This is a genomic window from Bradyrhizobium sp. 1200_D9_N1_1, assembly GCF_052075915.1.
Classification (GTDB): domain Bacteria; phylum Pseudomonadota; class Alphaproteobacteria; order Rhizobiales; family Xanthobacteraceae; genus Bradyrhizobium; species Bradyrhizobium diazoefficiens.
Genome location: NZ_CP197226.1, coordinates 849,402 through 864,465 on the forward strand (window position 1 = coordinate 849,402; position 15,064 = coordinate 864,465).

The 15,064-nt window shown below is 61.3% G+C and carries 16 protein-coding genes; 9 read left to right on the forward strand and 7 right to left on the reverse strand.

Annotated elements, in window-relative coordinates; translation table 11 throughout:
- Nucleotides 1-5 precede the first annotated feature (5 nt).
- Together AB5K84_RS04020 and AB5K84_RS04025 are read right to left on the reverse strand one after the other, a co-directional pair.
- Nucleotides 6-1,256: a nucleotidyltransferase domain-containing protein gene (locus AB5K84_RS04020; protein WP_011082904.1), complete on the reverse strand. Its 1,251-nt coding sequence runs from the start codon at nucleotides 1,254-1,256 to the stop codon at nucleotides 6-8.
- 75 nt (nucleotides 1,257-1,331) lie between these two features.
- Nucleotides 1,332-1,553 carry a DUF2188 domain-containing protein gene (locus AB5K84_RS04025; protein WP_011082903.1) on the reverse strand — a complete coding sequence of 74 codons (222 nt, stop codon included), beginning with the start codon at nucleotides 1,551-1,553 and terminating at the stop codon, nucleotides 1,332-1,334.
- A gap of 134 nt (nucleotides 1,554-1,687) precedes the next feature.
- On the opposite strand from AB5K84_RS04025, the gene AB5K84_RS04030 reads away from it, so the two are divergent.
- The 3 genes from AB5K84_RS04030 to AB5K84_RS04040 are packed head-to-tail and all read left to right on the forward strand — an operon-like array spanning nucleotide 1,688 to nucleotide 4,015.
- On the forward strand, nucleotides 1,688-2,083 hold the full coding sequence (locus AB5K84_RS04030; protein WP_011082902.1) for a helix-turn-helix transcriptional regulator: 396 nt from the start codon (nucleotides 1,688-1,690) through the stop codon (nucleotides 2,081-2,083).
- Nucleotides 2,080-2,601, forward strand: a complete 522-nt coding sequence (locus AB5K84_RS04035) for an ImmA/IrrE family metallo-endopeptidase (RefSeq protein ID WP_011082901.1) — start codon at nucleotides 2,080-2,082, stop codon at nucleotides 2,599-2,601. The genes AB5K84_RS04030 and AB5K84_RS04035 overlap by 4 nt, the downstream gene beginning before the upstream one ends.
- A gap of 7 nt (nucleotides 2,602-2,608) precedes the next feature.
- On the forward strand, nucleotides 2,609-4,015 hold the full coding sequence (locus AB5K84_RS04040; RefSeq protein ID WP_011082900.1) for an exodeoxyribonuclease I: 1,407 nt from the start codon (nucleotides 2,609-2,611) through the stop codon (nucleotides 4,013-4,015).
- Between the two features lie 267 nt (nucleotides 4,016-4,282).
- Here the strand turns inward: AB5K84_RS04040 and AB5K84_RS04045 are convergent, their stop codons facing one another.
- Together AB5K84_RS04045 and AB5K84_RS04050 are read right to left on the reverse strand one after the other, a co-directional pair.
- The gene (locus AB5K84_RS04045; protein WP_011082899.1) at nucleotides 4,283-4,498 is read right to left on the reverse strand and encodes a helix-turn-helix transcriptional regulator; all 216 of its coding nucleotides are present in this window, start codon (nucleotides 4,496-4,498) and stop codon (nucleotides 4,283-4,285) included.
- Between the two features lie 361 nt (nucleotides 4,499-4,859).
- A complete protein-coding gene (locus AB5K84_RS04050; protein ID WP_016839828.1) occupies nucleotides 4,860-5,018 on the reverse strand; it encodes a hypothetical protein in 159 nt (52 codons plus the stop codon).
- A 382-nt stretch (nucleotides 5,019-5,400) separates the two neighbouring features.
- Between AB5K84_RS04050 and AB5K84_RS04055 the strand changes: the two genes are divergently transcribed.
- From AB5K84_RS04055 to AB5K84_RS04070, 4 genes are all read left to right on the forward strand, one after another.
- Nucleotides 5,401-6,597, forward strand: coding sequence for a hypothetical protein (locus AB5K84_RS04055; RefSeq protein WP_026192137.1), 1,197 nt, complete (start codon nucleotides 5,401-5,403; stop codon nucleotides 6,595-6,597).
- A 172-nt stretch (nucleotides 6,598-6,769) separates the two neighbouring features.
- Nucleotides 6,770-8,863, forward strand: a complete 2,094-nt coding sequence (locus AB5K84_RS04060; protein ID WP_014490278.1) for a ParB/RepB/Spo0J family partition protein — start codon at nucleotides 6,770-6,772, stop codon at nucleotides 8,861-8,863.
- A gap of 56 nt (nucleotides 8,864-8,919) precedes the next feature.
- Nucleotides 8,920-9,978, forward strand: coding sequence for a DUF7146 domain-containing protein (locus AB5K84_RS04065; RefSeq protein ID WP_011082896.1), 1,059 nt, complete (start codon nucleotides 8,920-8,922; stop codon nucleotides 9,976-9,978).
- 326 nt (nucleotides 9,979-10,304) lie between these two features.
- On the forward strand, nucleotides 10,305-11,234 hold the full coding sequence (locus tag AB5K84_RS04070; RefSeq protein WP_011082895.1) for a DUF2493 domain-containing protein: 930 nt from the start codon (nucleotides 10,305-10,307) through the stop codon (nucleotides 11,232-11,234).
- A 75-nt stretch (nucleotides 11,235-11,309) separates the two neighbouring features.
- Here AB5K84_RS04070 and AB5K84_RS04075 read toward each other — a convergent pair whose 3' ends face one another.
- Entirely contained in the window at nucleotides 11,310-11,978 is a 669-nt protein-coding gene (locus tag AB5K84_RS04075; RefSeq protein WP_011082894.1) for a hypothetical protein, read from the reverse strand.
- A 295-nt stretch (nucleotides 11,979-12,273) separates the two neighbouring features.
- Here AB5K84_RS04075 and AB5K84_RS04080 point away from each other — a divergent pair, with 295 nt between their 5' ends.
- Entirely contained in the window at nucleotides 12,274-12,696 is a 423-nt protein-coding gene (locus AB5K84_RS04080; protein WP_014490276.1) for a hypothetical protein, read from the forward strand.
- Nucleotides 12,697-12,744: 48 nt separating this feature from the next.
- Here AB5K84_RS04080 and AB5K84_RS04085 read toward each other — a convergent pair whose 3' ends face one another.
- Nucleotides 12,745-13,518: a class I SAM-dependent methyltransferase gene (locus tag AB5K84_RS04085; protein ID WP_011082892.1), complete on the reverse strand. Its 774-nt coding sequence runs from the start codon at nucleotides 13,516-13,518 to the stop codon at nucleotides 12,745-12,747.
- Nucleotides 13,519-13,952: 434 nt separating this feature from the next.
- Between AB5K84_RS04085 and AB5K84_RS04090 the strand changes: the two genes are divergently transcribed.
- Nucleotides 13,953-14,159 carry a cold-shock protein gene (locus tag AB5K84_RS04090; protein WP_014490275.1) on the forward strand — a complete coding sequence of 69 codons (207 nt, stop codon included), beginning with the start codon at nucleotides 13,953-13,955 and terminating at the stop codon, nucleotides 14,157-14,159.
- Nucleotides 14,160-14,190: 31 nt separating this feature from the next.
- Here the strand turns inward: AB5K84_RS04090 and AB5K84_RS04095 are convergent, their stop codons facing one another.
- Nucleotides 14,191-14,532, reverse strand: a complete 342-nt coding sequence (locus AB5K84_RS04095) for a hypothetical protein (protein ID WP_011082890.1) — start codon at nucleotides 14,530-14,532, stop codon at nucleotides 14,191-14,193.
- Nucleotides 14,533-15,064: the final 532 nt, after the last annotated feature.

The following is a 15,064-nucleotide window of genomic DNA, read 5'->3' on the forward strand; positions in this document are numbered from 1 at the left end:
ACCACTTATCGGCGCTCTCCCATGTTGGTGTGTGCGCGAGCCGCGACTGGCGCCAGGCTGGTCGCCGCGCCGATGATCGCCGGCGCGGCGGGAACGAACAGGCCGCCGGAGCGCGTATAACCATGCTGCCGTGATTGAACTTGGCGCCCGAGCCGCTGGTTGAAAGCTTTGACAGAACGCGTGACGACCCGGTCCCCGAACTGCCCGCGCAACCACTCCTGCAAGTCCTCCAGCTGCACGTCGCCGGTGCGGGCGGCTTCGAGCCCGTTAGCGAGGGTGTGCAGGTGGCGAGAATAGGTTGTCTGTTGCAGCTGAGATTCTGGCCAACGGTCGGTGAAACGCTCGACCGGAAATTCGGGGTTGGGCACGACCAGGAGCTGGCCGCGCTTCGCGGCGTCGTCGATCGCGCGGGCCGTCCAGCGCGCCTGCCGGATCAGCATTTCCGCAAGCCTCATGCCCGGACGGGCGGCATGGCCGGCATGGCACGACAACATCACCGATGGCGGGATCCGGCCCGTCTCGGTCGCGTAGGCGATGTTGCGGTGCCGCTTGATTAGCTGCAGCGCGACCGTCGTCACGCTCTTGATGATGAGCGGCGTTTGCGGCGGAACGTCCTCGACGTCCGCTGCGGCGAAGGCGATTCCGGCCTGTTCGTACAGCTGACGATTCAGCGCCAGCGCGAACCGCTCCTCGGTAGGCGTTCGGGCGCAATACCACTTCCCGAAGGCATATGAGTTCATCGGCACATAGCGCGCCGGGTCGCTGCGAGTCCCCTTCTTCGCATGCGGGATCTCGCCTTCCTTCTCCTTCGGCGCCCGCCGCCGCGACGGCGTAATGTCAAGATGCATGCCGTCGGCGTAGTAGAGCGTGATGCACCGAGTTTGGCGCACGACCTTGCTTACCGGGTAGCTCTCGAGTGCGGCTTCCAGGTCATCCAGCAGCGCCTCGGGACCGAGGTCGGGGCCTTCGATCTCGGCGACGATATCGAGATCGTACTCGTCGTCCGTGCCGCGGGTCGACGTGGTTGCGTCGATTGCCATGGAGCCCTGGGGATAGAAGCAGGCGACCCTGCCTTCGAGCGGACTACCGGGTCGTTCGATGTAGCGTCGGACCGCCTCATATCGCTCGACCGCCTTGGCATGCAGGCCGGGCGGAAGCTGAATATTGATGGCAAGCTCGGCGAGTACCGCGTCCAGCGGGTCGGCAAAGGGATCATCAGGCCGATCATCGCGGCGCAGGGACGGAAAATTCGACATCGATATTGGTCCTCTTCTTTGAATGACCTCCGCGCGCCGATCCGACCGGATCGCCCTGGTGAGCGATCCGTTGGGTTATCCTTTCGGCGGGAAGGGATCGTTTCCGTAGGAGTTGGCGTCGCGAATGCGGCCATCGGGACGGTGGATGACGACTTCGCCGTGCTCGCGAAGCGCAGTGCTACGCGCCGCCTCCGTCGCCTCGGCTTGGGTGTGATGGGTGGACCCCACCCGCAACGCCCCCTCACGTCGGGTTGCCCAACCTGATTCGTGCGGCACGACATGAATGCGCTTCGACATCTCGGTTCCTTCGCCTCGTCGGTGAGCGTCGCGCTCTCCGGCGGGATATGGATTCCTGAGATTGGCCAATATGTCAAGTAATGATCACACTAGTAAGTTTGTAATAAGCACATAATGTTTGCGGGATTGACATTATGCCCGAAGCAGCGCAAACATCGGCGATGGCGGGCAATCCGGTCTATATAGCGTTCGGCAACGCGGTCTCGACGCGGCGCAAGGCTCTTTCGCTGACCCAGGCCCAGTTGGCGAGCAAAGTTAAGATGTCTCGCGCGTCGATCGCCAACATCGAGAGCGGCCGGCAGAACATATTGCTGCACCATGTCTATGCCCTCGCCACCGCGCTTGATTTCGCGAAGGTCGCCGACCTGCTGCCGCCAATGCCGCATAAGTCCATCGGGGAGGAATTGAAGATGACGCTGGTCAATGAGAAGCTTTCGAAGGAGTCGCTGTCCGAGAACGCGGGCGCCCAGGTCGCTGATTTGATCAGCAGCGCGCTCGCGCCACGCCGCGGCTCTAAGGTCGGATCGTGAGGGACGCTGATCCAGGTCGAGCGCGCGAAGCTGCGCGCTCGATCCTTCGGGAGTTCGGCGTTTCAGCGCCGCCCGTCCCTGTCGAACGCATCATTAAATCGCGCAAGATCGTCCTTCAGTACGCACCGCTGGAGGAGGATCTTTCGGGCATGGCCTATATCAAGGACGGCATCGGCATCATCGGCGTCAATGCGCTACATCATCCCAACCGCCAGCGTTTTTCCGCCGCCCATGAACTCGCCCATCATGTGCTGCACGACGAAGACATCAGACAAGCCGTTCACGTCGACAAGGGGATACGCGTTCTCTTCCGAGATGATATCTCAGCGCTCGGAACCGAACCGATAGAGATCGAAGCCAACGCCTTCGCCTCAGAGCTGTTGATCCCCGGCGACCTCTTAGCCGCCGTCTTGGAAGGCGGTGGTGTGGATCTCGAGGACGAGGCAGCGATTGAGGGTCTCGCGCGCCGGTTTAGGGTAAGCCCGGCGGCGATGCGTTTCCGGTTGACTCGTTGGTAGCACACCCATGAGCTTCGTCTTTTTCGACACCGAGACGACGGGGCTTAAGCGTGGCTTCGATCAGATTCTCCACTTCGCCGCTGTTCGCACCGATGAAAACCTGAACGAGGTGGCTCGGTTCGAGACGCGCTCGCGCCTTCAGCCACATGTGCTTCCCCATCCTTCGGCGCTTCGGACGAACGGATTGCCGATCGAGTCGTTGACTGATTCCAGCCTGCCGTCGCACTACACCATGGTAGGAGATATTCGCCGGACCTTGATTTCCTGGAGCCCTGCGGTTTTCGTCGGCTTCAACTCCATCCGCTTCGACGAGGAGATGCTGCGCCACGCCCTCTTCCAGTGCCTATATCCGGCATATCTGACAAGTAATCATCGAAACTGCCGCGCCGATGCGCTCAGTCTGGTGATGGCCGCCGATGCCGTGTCGCCTGCGCAACTAGTTGTGCCGGTCAGCGAAGAAGGGCGGCGGACATTTCGCTTGCAACAGTTGGCGGCGGCAAATGGCGTCGCACATGCTCGGGCACACGACGCGATGTCCGATGTGCTTGCGACGCTCGAACTGAGCCGATTGGTCTATCGAAGGTCTCCGGAGTTGTGGCAGCGCTTCGTGCGCTTCTCGAACAAAGCGACCGTCGCGGATTTCATTGAGGTCGAAGACGGCTTCGTGTTGACCGAGTTTTTCGGCGGCCAAGCTTATCATACGTCGGTCGTCTGCATCGGCAGGGATCCCGATCAGGCCAATGGCCGGCTTTGCTTGAGTCTCAACGAAGACATGGGCCGGCTTGCCGCGATGAGCGATCTCGAACTGCAAGTTCATCTGACGCAGAAGCCAAGTCCGATTCGTCGCTTCAGGATCAATGCCGCGCCCACGCTGACGGCGTTCTACGACGCTCCCGAGCATATGCTGGATGGCGGTTCGATGGGCGCCACCGGAGACCGGGCCTGTCTCATGAAGGCGGACACTGGTCTGTGCGCGCGGCTTGTGGCTGCTTACATGGCTGCGCGCGAGCCCTACGCATTATCTCCGCACCTCGAAGAGCGCATCTATAGCGGCTTTCCCGGTCCTGCTGATGAGGCACGCATTGCCGCGTTCCACGATGCGCGATGGGAGGACCGCCTCGCGATCGTCCAGGGCATGGAGGACGAGCGACTGCGCTGGTTCGGGCTCCGGTTGATCTATTTCGAAGCGCGCTCGGTTCTCCCCGAACCTACTCGATTGGAGGTCGAGCGCTACTTGACCGATCAGATGACAGGCGACGGTTCGGGCTGCCTCACCATCGATCAGGCGATGGCAGAGACGGAAAGGGTGCTTGGCGAGTTCGCCAGTCCAGATGATCTTCTGATCCAATATCGCACGTATCTGCAGGATCGACTGGCGCGGCTTGAGGCCTATCGGACACGGCTGATTGCCTGAACCGACCGGTTCGGAGCGCTCAACTCAACGTCGCCTTCTCTGCGCTGAGTATTTGGTCACGGACGGAGTGCCGCGAGGACATGGCGTCAGTGTTGAGCCGACTTATGATGAAAGCGGTGGTCTGACGGTGCACCGCTGAACAGGGGAAACGCAGCGCGGTTCGCGATTTTAGCTCCCTATCATTCCGAGCACAGCAACCGAGTCGTTGTCTCGAGCGTGCCAGCGGATTGAGTCATCATATTAGAGCGCGATTTTGTTTTTCTCAAGCTAGCTCACGTTCAGTTCTTTCGACGCACTACAAATCACCAGATTTCCCCGATCCCATGCGTCAAGCTCGTCCACCGGGTATAAGACGGCTTTGCCGATCTTGATGTATGCAGGCCCAGTTCGCATTGCGCGCCAATTCCGCAGCGTACCCACGGAGACCTCGCCACGGTATCGTGCAGACACTTCCTCCGGTGTCAGGAATTTGGACTCCGTCATTCGTCTTCTCCATCACTCCGCCGCACGAAACGTCACGGTCGAGATGACTGAGATGTTGGCACCCAGAATGACGGAAGAAAACGATATTCTCGATGACCCCGCATAGCTCGCGTCAAACGCGAGCGAGTTAACGCGTCAGCCTGCGTTGATAGCCGCAAGATAGCGTAACGGAGCGTAGCAAAAATACTTGCGGCTCTCGGCCGCAGGTACACTGACCAATCGCGAAGATCGGAAGGTCGTCCTTGTAGGAAGTGTCTTTGGTTAGAAATGCCTTGAGCTGATCGTCTCCCAACCCGTATCCGTTGTCTTTGCAGGAAACGATCATGGACTCTCGGTCGTCGAGCATGTCAGCTCGAATAAATTAGACGTCGATTTCAACCAGCATGTCCGTTTCAGAGGCGTCTTCGTGCTTGCGGATAAGGAATGAGTCGGTCGCATTTGAGATCGGTTCCTCAAAAACGACATACAGGTTCGAGCTGATCTTCGTATTCTTGATGCTGCCCCTGATATCGAACGTCATTTTCGTTTCAATCGCTGACGTTGTGGTCTGTGGAGGATCGTTCTGCCGGTGTGTGGGACGTCAAGTCAAGCTGTCGTATGAAAATGGCGAAAGCACCCGCCAGTTGGCTCCGATGTTCAGTTCCCCTTGTTTGCGCGCGCACTAACTTTCCGAGCTGGTCCATCGGGTTACGCAGCCTGTTGCTCCGATGATATGGCGAATTCCGGCGGTGCGCCTTTGAGGGGAAAGCCTTCCCCCTGGTCGGCGCCGCGGTCGCCGACGCACCCCCTTCTGCGGGGAGACCCCGCAACGCCCCCATTAGAGTGAGAGGACGGATCGGCTTCGCCGTGACGGGTTGATGATCGGAGGAGAGGCCTCCGGCGCCCGTCATGGAGATTGTCCCATGACCCAAGCAGAAGTTTTGATCGCTGCCCACGACTGCGCCGGCGGCTACAAGGTGGATGTGAGTCGCGGCGAGCGCATCGGCCGCGTTTCATCCGAATGGTTCTCGCGGCCGGCGGACGAACGCTATCTGTCCTTGTCGGATCTCTACTCCGCCGTGCGCAGCCGGAGCGAGCGCAGCCGGACCCGAACGGTCGAGAGCACCGCGATCCGAGTGGAGGCCAACCGCGACGATGCCGAGCGCCTGACGCTGATGCTACCCGGTTGCGACGCGCCGATCGCGCCGACTCATTGGAGCTTCGGTCAACTTGCCAGCTTGGTCGGAGCGCCGGCGGCTTACCTCCGTCAGCTTCCGGCACCGCTCGCTGGCATCAACCTGCAGTTCGGCCTCAGCTTTCATCGAGCCGAGCAGATAAAAACGCTTGAGGTGCAGGGCAGTCGCCTCGAGCTTCGCGCCGCGACGGGTCCGGAATATGGGCGTATATTTGACCACGAACTCGTGGCAGCTGTTCAGCGCATCGCCGGCAATGGCACGGGTGACACGCGCTGGAAGGTCCCAGGCGTGCTTGATTGGTCGACTGGCGTTTACAACCCGCGCGTCGACATCACCCAGGATACGACGACGCTCTACGCCTCCGATCGCGATGTCTTCCTGTTTCTGGTCGACGACCTCAATCCGATCGAGGCCGGCCGGCTGCCCGACGGCTTGCCGGACCTCTACTTCCGCGGCTTCTACTGCTGGAATTCCGAGGTGGGCGCGAAGACGCTCGGCATAGCGAGCTTCTATCTTCGCGCCGTCTGTCAGAATCGGAATTTGTGGGGTGTTCAGGATTTCGAGGAGATCACCATCCGCCATTCGAAATACGCCGCGACGCGCTTCGCCCATGAGGCGGCGCCGGCGCTGACACGCTTCGCGAACTCTTCGCCGATGCCCTTCGTCAACGGCATCAAATCGGCGCGGGAGCGGATCGTCGCCCGGACCGACGAGGACCGCAGCGAGTTTCTGCGCAAGGGCGGCTTCTCCAAGACCGAGACGGCGAAGATCATCGACACAGTTCTGTCCGAGGAAGGCCGGAAGCCCGAGAGCGTGTTTGATTTCGTCCAGGGCATCACAGCCGTCGCGCGCGACAAGACTCATCAGGACGCACGACTCGACATGGAGGCACGGGCGAAGAAGCTGCTCGACCGCGCGGCCTGATTCCCGGACAACCGGAGATACGGAACGGTGCTTTTCCGGTTCCGAGGCTTTCCGTCTTTCCTGTTCGTTGGCTTTGCGACGCCGCCCTCCAAAGTGAGAGGGCGGCGCTGCGCTTCGTGACGAGTTGATGTCGAGAGAGAGGCTCTCGGCGCCCGTCGCGGAGTATCATCCCATGGCGACTACCGTTCGCAAGATCACCCTTTCGCCCTCGCGCGATATCCCCTTCAACAGGCTCGTGCTGAGTCAGTCGAACGTCCGGCGCGTGAAGGCCGGCGTCTCGATCGAGGAGCTAGCAGAGGACATCGCCCGCCGGGGCCTTCTGCAGGGCCTCAGTGTCCGGCCCGTCGTCGACCAGGTCGGCGCCGAGACCGGCGTGTTCGAGATCCCGGCTGGCGGCCGGCGCTACCGCGCGCTGGAGCTGCTCGTCAAGCAGAAGCGCCTCGCCAAGACCGCCCCGGTGCCCTGCGTCGTCCGCGATAGCGGCATCGCTGAGGAAGACTCGCTCGCCGAGAACGTCCAGCGCGCTCCGCTTCATCCGCTCGACCAGTTCCGGGCATTCCTGGCGCTGCGCGAAAAGGGCCAGTCGGAGGAGGAGATCGCTGCCGCCTTCTTCGTCTCCGTCAACGTCGTCAAGCAACGCCTCAAGCTCGCGTCGGTTTCGCCGACGCTGCTCGACGTCTATGCGGAGGACGGCATGACGCTCGACCAGCTCATGGCCTTCGCTGTATCTGGCGACCACGAGCGTCAGGAAGTTGTGTTCGAGCGGCTGAAGGCGTCCCACGACAAGCAGCCCTACGTCATCCGCCGCATGCTGACAGAAGGCGCGGTCCGCGCTTCCGACAAGCGGGCGCTGTTCATCGGGGTTGACGCCTATACTGCCGCCGGTGGCACGGTGCTGCGAGATCTGTTTCAGGGCGACGATGGCGGCTGGATGCAGGATGTCGCGCTCGTCGACCAGATGGTGGCCGACAAGCTGAAGGCGGAATCCGAGACGATTGCCGCCGAGGGTTGGAAGTGGACCGAGGTCGCCCCCGATTTCGCTTACGGCCACGCTTTCGGTCTGCGACAACTTCGCGGCGAGATCGTCACCCTCACTGCCGAGGAGGAAGCGGCCCGCAACGCCTTGCAAGCAGAGTTCGATCAGCTGTCTGAGAAACACGCGGACGCCGATGAACTGCCCGACGAGGTCGACGAACGGTTGTCCGAGCTGGAAACAGCTTTGGAGGGGCTCGAGAGCCGGCCGGTTGTTTTCGACCCGGCCGAGATCGTGCGCGCAGGCGTCTTCGTCAGCATTGGCGCTGAAGGCGAGCTTCGTGTTGAGCGCGGCTACGTCCGGCCCGAAGACGAACCGTCGGCGGAGCCGGAGCCCGGTCTTGCTGAAGAAGATGGTGAGGCCGAACGGGCCAAGGCCGCGAGCTACGAAGGCGGCGAGCGCAACGTGTCGGTCGAGCCCGGCGCCGAGCAGGAGGAGGACGAGGGCCTTTCGCCCATCTCCGACCGGCTGATGACCGAGCTCACCACCCATCGGACACTCGGCCTGCGTCATGCCCTCGGTGAGCAGCCGCAGGTCGCCTTTCATGCGGCCCTGCATGCTCTGACATTGAAGACCTTCTACCACTACGGCTCGGATAGCTGCCTGGAGCTGGATCTGAAGAGCGTGAGTTTCGGCGCCCAGGCGCTCGGCCTGAACGACAGCGCCTTAGCCGAGGCGATCCGCGCTCGGCACGAGCGCTGGGCGAAGGCTTTGCCGAAGGAATCGGCCGACCTCTGGGACGCACTTCAGGCGTGGGACGGCGACAGCCAGGCGATGCTCTTTGCCCATGTCGTCAGCCTGTCGGTCAACGCCGTGCATGAACCCTGGAATCGGCGGCCGCGTGCGCTCGCTCACGCCGACCGTCTCGCCCGGGCTGTCGATCTCGACATGGCTGCGGCGGGGTGGAAACCGACCGTAGACAACTTCTTCGGTCGGGTGACGAAGACGCGAATCCTCCAGGCCGTGGTGGAGGCAAAAGGGCAGCGCGCCGCCGATCGGATCGAGCATCTGAAGAAGGGTGACATGGCTGCCGAGGCGCAGACCTTGCTCACCGACACGGCCTGGCTGCCCGAACCGCTTCGCACGCTGGGCCGAGCCATTGGCGACGAACCGGCGGTCGAATCTATAGTCGAGGAAACTCCAGAGCAGCCTAGCGAAAACAAACTGGAAGACGAAGAAGAGCGGACCGCCCACAATCAGCGAGCCGGTGAGCAGATTATGGCAGCCGAATAAGCCGTCGAGAGCAACAACAAGGTCCGCTGGCGACGGCGGACCTTTTCTTTTTGGGGATGACGATGGCCGATAACGCACACGATCTCGCACGGCGTCTCGGCCGGCAGGCTGAGTCCGTGTGCCGTCACTACCTCTCTGCCGGACGACGGGAAGGTAGCTATTGGCTCGTCGGCGACGTCCGCAATACGCCTGGCCGCTCAATGTTCGTGCGGCTCAAGCAGTCGGCGAAGGGAGCCGCCGGCAAATGGACCGATGCCGCCACCGGGGAACATGGCGATTTGCTCGATGTCATTCGCGAGAGTTGCCGCCTGGTCGACTTCAAGAACGTCCTCGACGAGGCGCGCTTGTTTCTCAGCTTGCCGCATCCAGAGCCCGAGCCCAATCAGCCGCGGCTCCGCAATTCCAGCGCGGCACGAGGATCGCCGGAGGCCGCTCGTCGGCTCTTTGCCATGTCGCAGCCGATCGAACGCACACTCATAGAAGCGTATCTCCGCAATCGCGGCATTACGTCTTTGCACGAAACCGGAAGCCTGCGCTTTCACCCACGTTGCTACTACCGGCCCGACGACCACAGCCCGACCGAGACCTGGCCGGCGATGATCGCCGCCGTCACCGATCTGTCCGGCGAGCTGGCTGGCGTACACCGCACCTGGCTCGACCCGCATGGTTTCAGCGAGGCGACGCTGGGCAAGGCGCCAATCGACACGCCAAAGCGGGCGATGGGCGACCTGCTTGGTCACGCTGTTCGATTTGGCGTCGCTGGTGAAGTCATGGCGGCCGGTGAGGGCATCGAGACGATGCTGTCGCTCCGCTGCGCCCTGCCGACCATGCCGATGGTCGCAGCTCTCTCGGCAGCGCATCTCTCCGCCGTCCTTCTTCCGGATACGCTCCGCCGGCTCTACATCGCCCGGGACGACGATCCTGCCGGTGACGGCGCCATGGCGACCTTGATGGATCGGGCGCAGGAGGCCGGCATCGAGGCAATCGTGATCTCGCCACAGCTTGGCGACTTCAACGAGGATCTTCGCCTGCTCGGATTTGACGCCCTTCGGGCCGCAAGCCGCGTACAGATCGCGGCGCAGGACGTCGCGCGCTTTATGGAGCTGGCGGCATAGCCGAAACGGGATGAGGGGCGACGCGGCCGCTTCGTTACCGCACGGTCGGTGAACGTGTTTCCCCTCGGCGCCAGAGGACTGCCCCACGGCCTTCTGAGAGGGCGATCGGGCGGCAGGCGGCCCGGACCGGCAACCTCGTGGGCCGACTATTTTCCGTCGGCGGCAGAGCCGCCTTTACATCGCGAGACAAAATAGTCGGCCCCCTTCGGTCCTCCGCCAAGGCTCCGGCCCTCCGCTGCGCTGCGGGTGCAAGTCCGTTCCGCCTGCCGCTTTCGTCGCCATGAAGGCCGCGATGGGCGCGGTCGATCCGACGAGGGAAAACCGCAATGACCGCCGACCACGACAACGATTTCGAGCCGCACCACAGCTCATCCCCGACCGACCAGGTCCTCCAGGAACTCCAGCTCCATGGCTACCGTCCCTTCCACGATGATCCCGATCCCCGGGGGCTTCCTGAAGCGCGAATCCTCGCCGGCAGCGTCGCCGACATCTTCGATGCCCTGGTGGTGGCGCTGTCCGATACCCGTCTTGAGCCCGACCTCGACGACCTGCTCTGGTCGATGGTAAACGTCTTCCATCGTGCGATCGACAGGATCGAGCGCGAGCTCGACGATAACGAGCTGGCCCAGCAGCGCTCGCAGCGGGAGCAGGACGGCAGCGAAATCAAATCCGTCGAGCTGGAGCGTCTGACGGCAGAAGGGCAAACGCTGATCGAGCGACGCAACGCCTTCGAGCTGATGCGCGACCAGGCCGCCGACGAGTTCGAACGCCACGCCCATTCCGCATGGCGGCCGCGCAACGGATCGAAGGTCAACCACCGCAATCTGACGTCAGCGATGATCGACAGCCGCGATTTCCTGGCCGCGAAGAAGCGCGCCGAAAATCAGGTGCTCATGCCACGCGGACCGAAAGTCGCGCTCACCGGTGGACTCGACTTCAACGACTACCGGCTAATTTGGGCTAAGCTCGACCAGGTGCACGCCAAGCACCCGGACATGGTGCTGCTGCACGGCGGATCGCCCAAGGGCGCCGAGCTGATTGCCGCCAAGTGGGCCGACAATCGCAAGGTCCCGCAGATCGCCTTCAAGCCCGACTGGACAAAGCACGCCAAGGCCGCGCCGTTCAAACGCAACGATGCGATGCTGGAGACGCTACCCATCGGCGTGATGCACTTTCCTGGCACCGGCATCCAAGACAATCTCGCTGACAAAGCGAAGAAGCTAGGCATCCCGGTCTGGAGGTACGGCGGCTCGTGAGCGCCGCCGTACCTTGTCGTGCAGAACGACAGACGAAATGAGAGCCCAATCGTGCCATGAAATGCCTAGCTGCCCTCAGGCGTCCTGATCATAGTAATGTGAGTCATCAATGGCGCCCGACGTCTCCAGCTCCGGCCGCATATAGCCGGTTCGACCGGCCACACGCTCAAATGTTATCATCGTCGTGAAAGCGATCGAATCCCCGTGGAACGGCTTATCCGGATCGTTCTCTCCATTGAGAGAACCTGAGACATTTGCCACGAGCACATCGTCTCCGACGTCTAGGCTTACTTTGTCTATGTAAAGCTCGTCAAAAAAAGCATTCGTCATAGCCATCTCACCCGAGAGAGCGTCCTCGATCATCATGGGATCTTCTTGAATGAAGGATACATCGATATACTCCTCGAGATCTCGGGTGTACCAAACCTCACCTGAAAAGTAGCCGTTTGCGTTAAGAAAGCTCGAGAGCAGCGAAGCCAGCTCGTCAACATTGGGTAGACCTGCAGGGAGACCATTGAGGTGCTGCACGCGCTGATCCATCAAGCGCAGATCAGGCATCAGGATCGCGGCTTTATCCAAAGCCGCAAGCTGATACTTCGGCTCGGCCCTTAGAGCCGCCGCGGTACCATAGCCGAAATACGCAGCCACGATCTCGTGGGCGTGACCTGATCCGAGCTTGCCGCCGGCCAGATCGTTGAAGGTCATACGCAGAAAGTCTGCGCACTTCTTTTGGATGGTAGACATGGCAAATCCATTTCACACCGGCGTCTTAGTGGCAGTCACAAGCGCTTCATGACCACCGCGCGCCGGCAGAATGGTTGCCGTTCGGGTGTTCGATTGGGAAATCGAGATGCCGCCTTTTGGGTCGCTTGCAGCCCGGGCGATCGGCTCCTGACGCTCAATATGGTCATTTTGTCATTCGCCCGCAACCGGATTTGTGACGATTCCGGTCGCTGGCATTTGCTGCTATACTGCGTTTGCGCCGTGGTGGTGGTGGAAGGCGCGACCGTCAGACCCCTATCTCACGGAGCCCACCACCATGATTGCCTTGGGACCACTGCTTATTTTCCTCGCCATAGGCTTCTTCGCCTGGCTACTCTTCACGCTTGCGGTCTTCGCGGTGCCCGTCTTCGCCGGCGTGACGATTGGTCTTCGGGCCTTCCACACAGGGGCTGGCGCTCTGGGCGGAATCGCGGTTGCGTTCGCGGCTGGCGCCGTAACCTTCGGCATCGGCCAACTCGCGCTCGCCCTCGTGACATGGGCTTGGCTGCGGCTCTTAATCATCATCCTCTATGTCGCGCCCGCGACCGTCGCCGGTTACAGCGCGACGCATGGAATCGCCCAGATGGCGATGTCTTCGCCCACCTGGCAAACGGTCTTCGCGATCGCCGGGGCCGTTGCGGTCAGCATCACGGCCTTGGCTCGCTTCACCGGCATGGCCGCAGACGGGCCGGCAAGATAGCGCTTGACGCCGGGCTGATATCAATACCGGGGCGGGCCCGGCAGGAACCTAATCCGGCCGGATATCACGAAGGCTTCGAAGCTTACCGCCGATCGATGTGGACGCAGATACAATCAGCATCATGGGGCGTTCGAGTTCTTCGGCCAATTGCGGCATCTGCTGGATCTGCTCGCGTGTTGGGGCAAACTCCTCGATCCGCCGAATTTGAAGGCCTGCGCCGATCAGCGTATTCAAGGTAGTGCCAAGTGTCCTGTGGTATTTCAGAACGCCCTTGGCAAACCAGTCCGTCCGACGTTCGCCCTCGACGGAATATCGATTGACCGGCCAGGTTTTGCGGCCCTCCTCATCGGAAATCCAGTGCGGATGTGCCGCGGCCATGAAGATCGGATGCTCAATCGTAAAGACGAAATGCCCGTCAGGAACGAGCGTTTTGCGGATCACATGTACGAGACGGCCAAAGTCCTGAACATAGTGAAAGGTCAGTGCGCTGTAGGCGAGGTCGAAAGCCGCCTCAGGGAGGTCCAGTGTGTCGAGATCGGCGATGCGATACTCAATGGCCGTATCCGCTGTGTCCGCCCTGGCACGCTCGATCATGTTCTGCGACAGATCGAGACCCAGAACCGAGGCCGCGCCCTGCTCGCGCATCCAGCGCGAGGCCCAGCCGAAGCCACATCCGAGATCAACGACACGTTTCCCGACCAAATCGGGCAGCATGGCCCGGATCGCCGGCCATTCAGGAGCGCCGTCCAGCCCATGCACCTGCCGGGGCAATTGGCTGTAGCCAGCGAAGAAATCGGGATTGTCGTAGATATTCTGCGCCATATCTGCCTGCTATTCGGCTTTTCGCTCTGTGCCGCTCCGGATGATTCTTACGCATCCAAGTCGAATTGTCGCAGTGGGCTGCGCCATTTGACGAGCCTATCCGGTCAAGCTGCTTCTCGCGCCGGAAACGAAAAACCCCGGCATGAAAGCCGGGGCTCCCGTGATGCCACGACGTACATCCGGCCGCGACAAGCAGGCGACAGTTAGCACGGAGTTTTCGAAGAAAATGTGACCTTCGCCTCGTCGTTCTTGAATGCCGGCCGATTTCAGCGTGCTCGTTCATTTCATCGAGTGGGGCACTCTATTTCTTCTGTCCAAGACCTACGAACGGGCGGGACAACGGATCCCATCGAGCCGCTTTCGCGCGGAGACTTGCGATCGGCTCGTTCAATGATTTAGATGGGAAGGTGTTTTTTCTTTTTGGAGCAAATGACGTGGCGTTAGGGACTGTTAAGTGGTTCAACCCGACCAAAGGCTATGGGTTCATTGCGCCGGACGACGGTGGCAACGATGTTTTCGTGCACATCTCGGCGGTAGAGAAGGCCGGCTATACCTCGCTTGTTGAAGGCGCGAAGGTCAGCTACGAGCTGGTGATGAACCGCAGCGGCAAACAAGCCGCAGAAAATCTCCGCCTAGGATAAGGCGCAGCTCGACGTCCTGGCATACTTTGAGCTAGCCTGAATCTCGTGGTTTTGAGACCTTTGGAAGATATCCTAGTTGGCGCTCGAGGGCGGCCAAAGTCGAGTGGGCTGAATCCAAACGTGCGGTCGCCTCAGTTAGGTTGGCCCACGCTTCGTTCTGCCGCGAGACAGCTGCCGAGCCGATCTTAATGCTATTCTTAAGACACCGCGTGTCTTGGCTGCGTAAGGCGCGCCCCAATTCAGGCAGTATCCTGGTCACCGCTCGATGCGCGGAACGTTCTTTTCGCTCCAGGCGGCCGACCACGGCGAAGGCCTCACGATAGTTCCATATCGCTTCGATGGCTCTGTTTTCAAGATCGCTTTTGTCGCTCATCCGGTTCTCTTCTCACTCGAGCTCTTAGCGGTCATCATTTGCGCGAGATCCTCCTCTGGGTCCGCGCGGCGAATTGTCGTAACCCCTGTAGGGGCGGGAAGGCCTGGCGCAAGCCGGCAGCGTCCATTGGAAGGGGCTGACTCGATCAGACATCCAGCGTGCTCGCATTCTAGTCTGTGAGCTTCACACAGAGCGGCCAAGCATCGAGACACGACCGATCATCGCAGAGTGGCAGTTTCGTGGCAGTCGTTGTGCGGCATCGACCAAACGGTGACGGATCACAACTACGGCCAGCCGCTCTCGTGAATGGGGCGTGCTGCCGACGCGCGATCGCGGAAGCGGAGATCCGTCCGTCTCGATTACAGAGGGCTAAGCAGCATTGGATTCGTTGGGCCAGCTCTCTCGGTGGGCTCCCAAATCGCCACGTTCTCCTTGATGTCAGCTCTGTTTGGATCGAGCGCACCAACGGCCTCTTCGATGGATGGATCTGGCCGAAGGACGGCTGAAGCCTCGACCGCCTTTGGCGCAACAG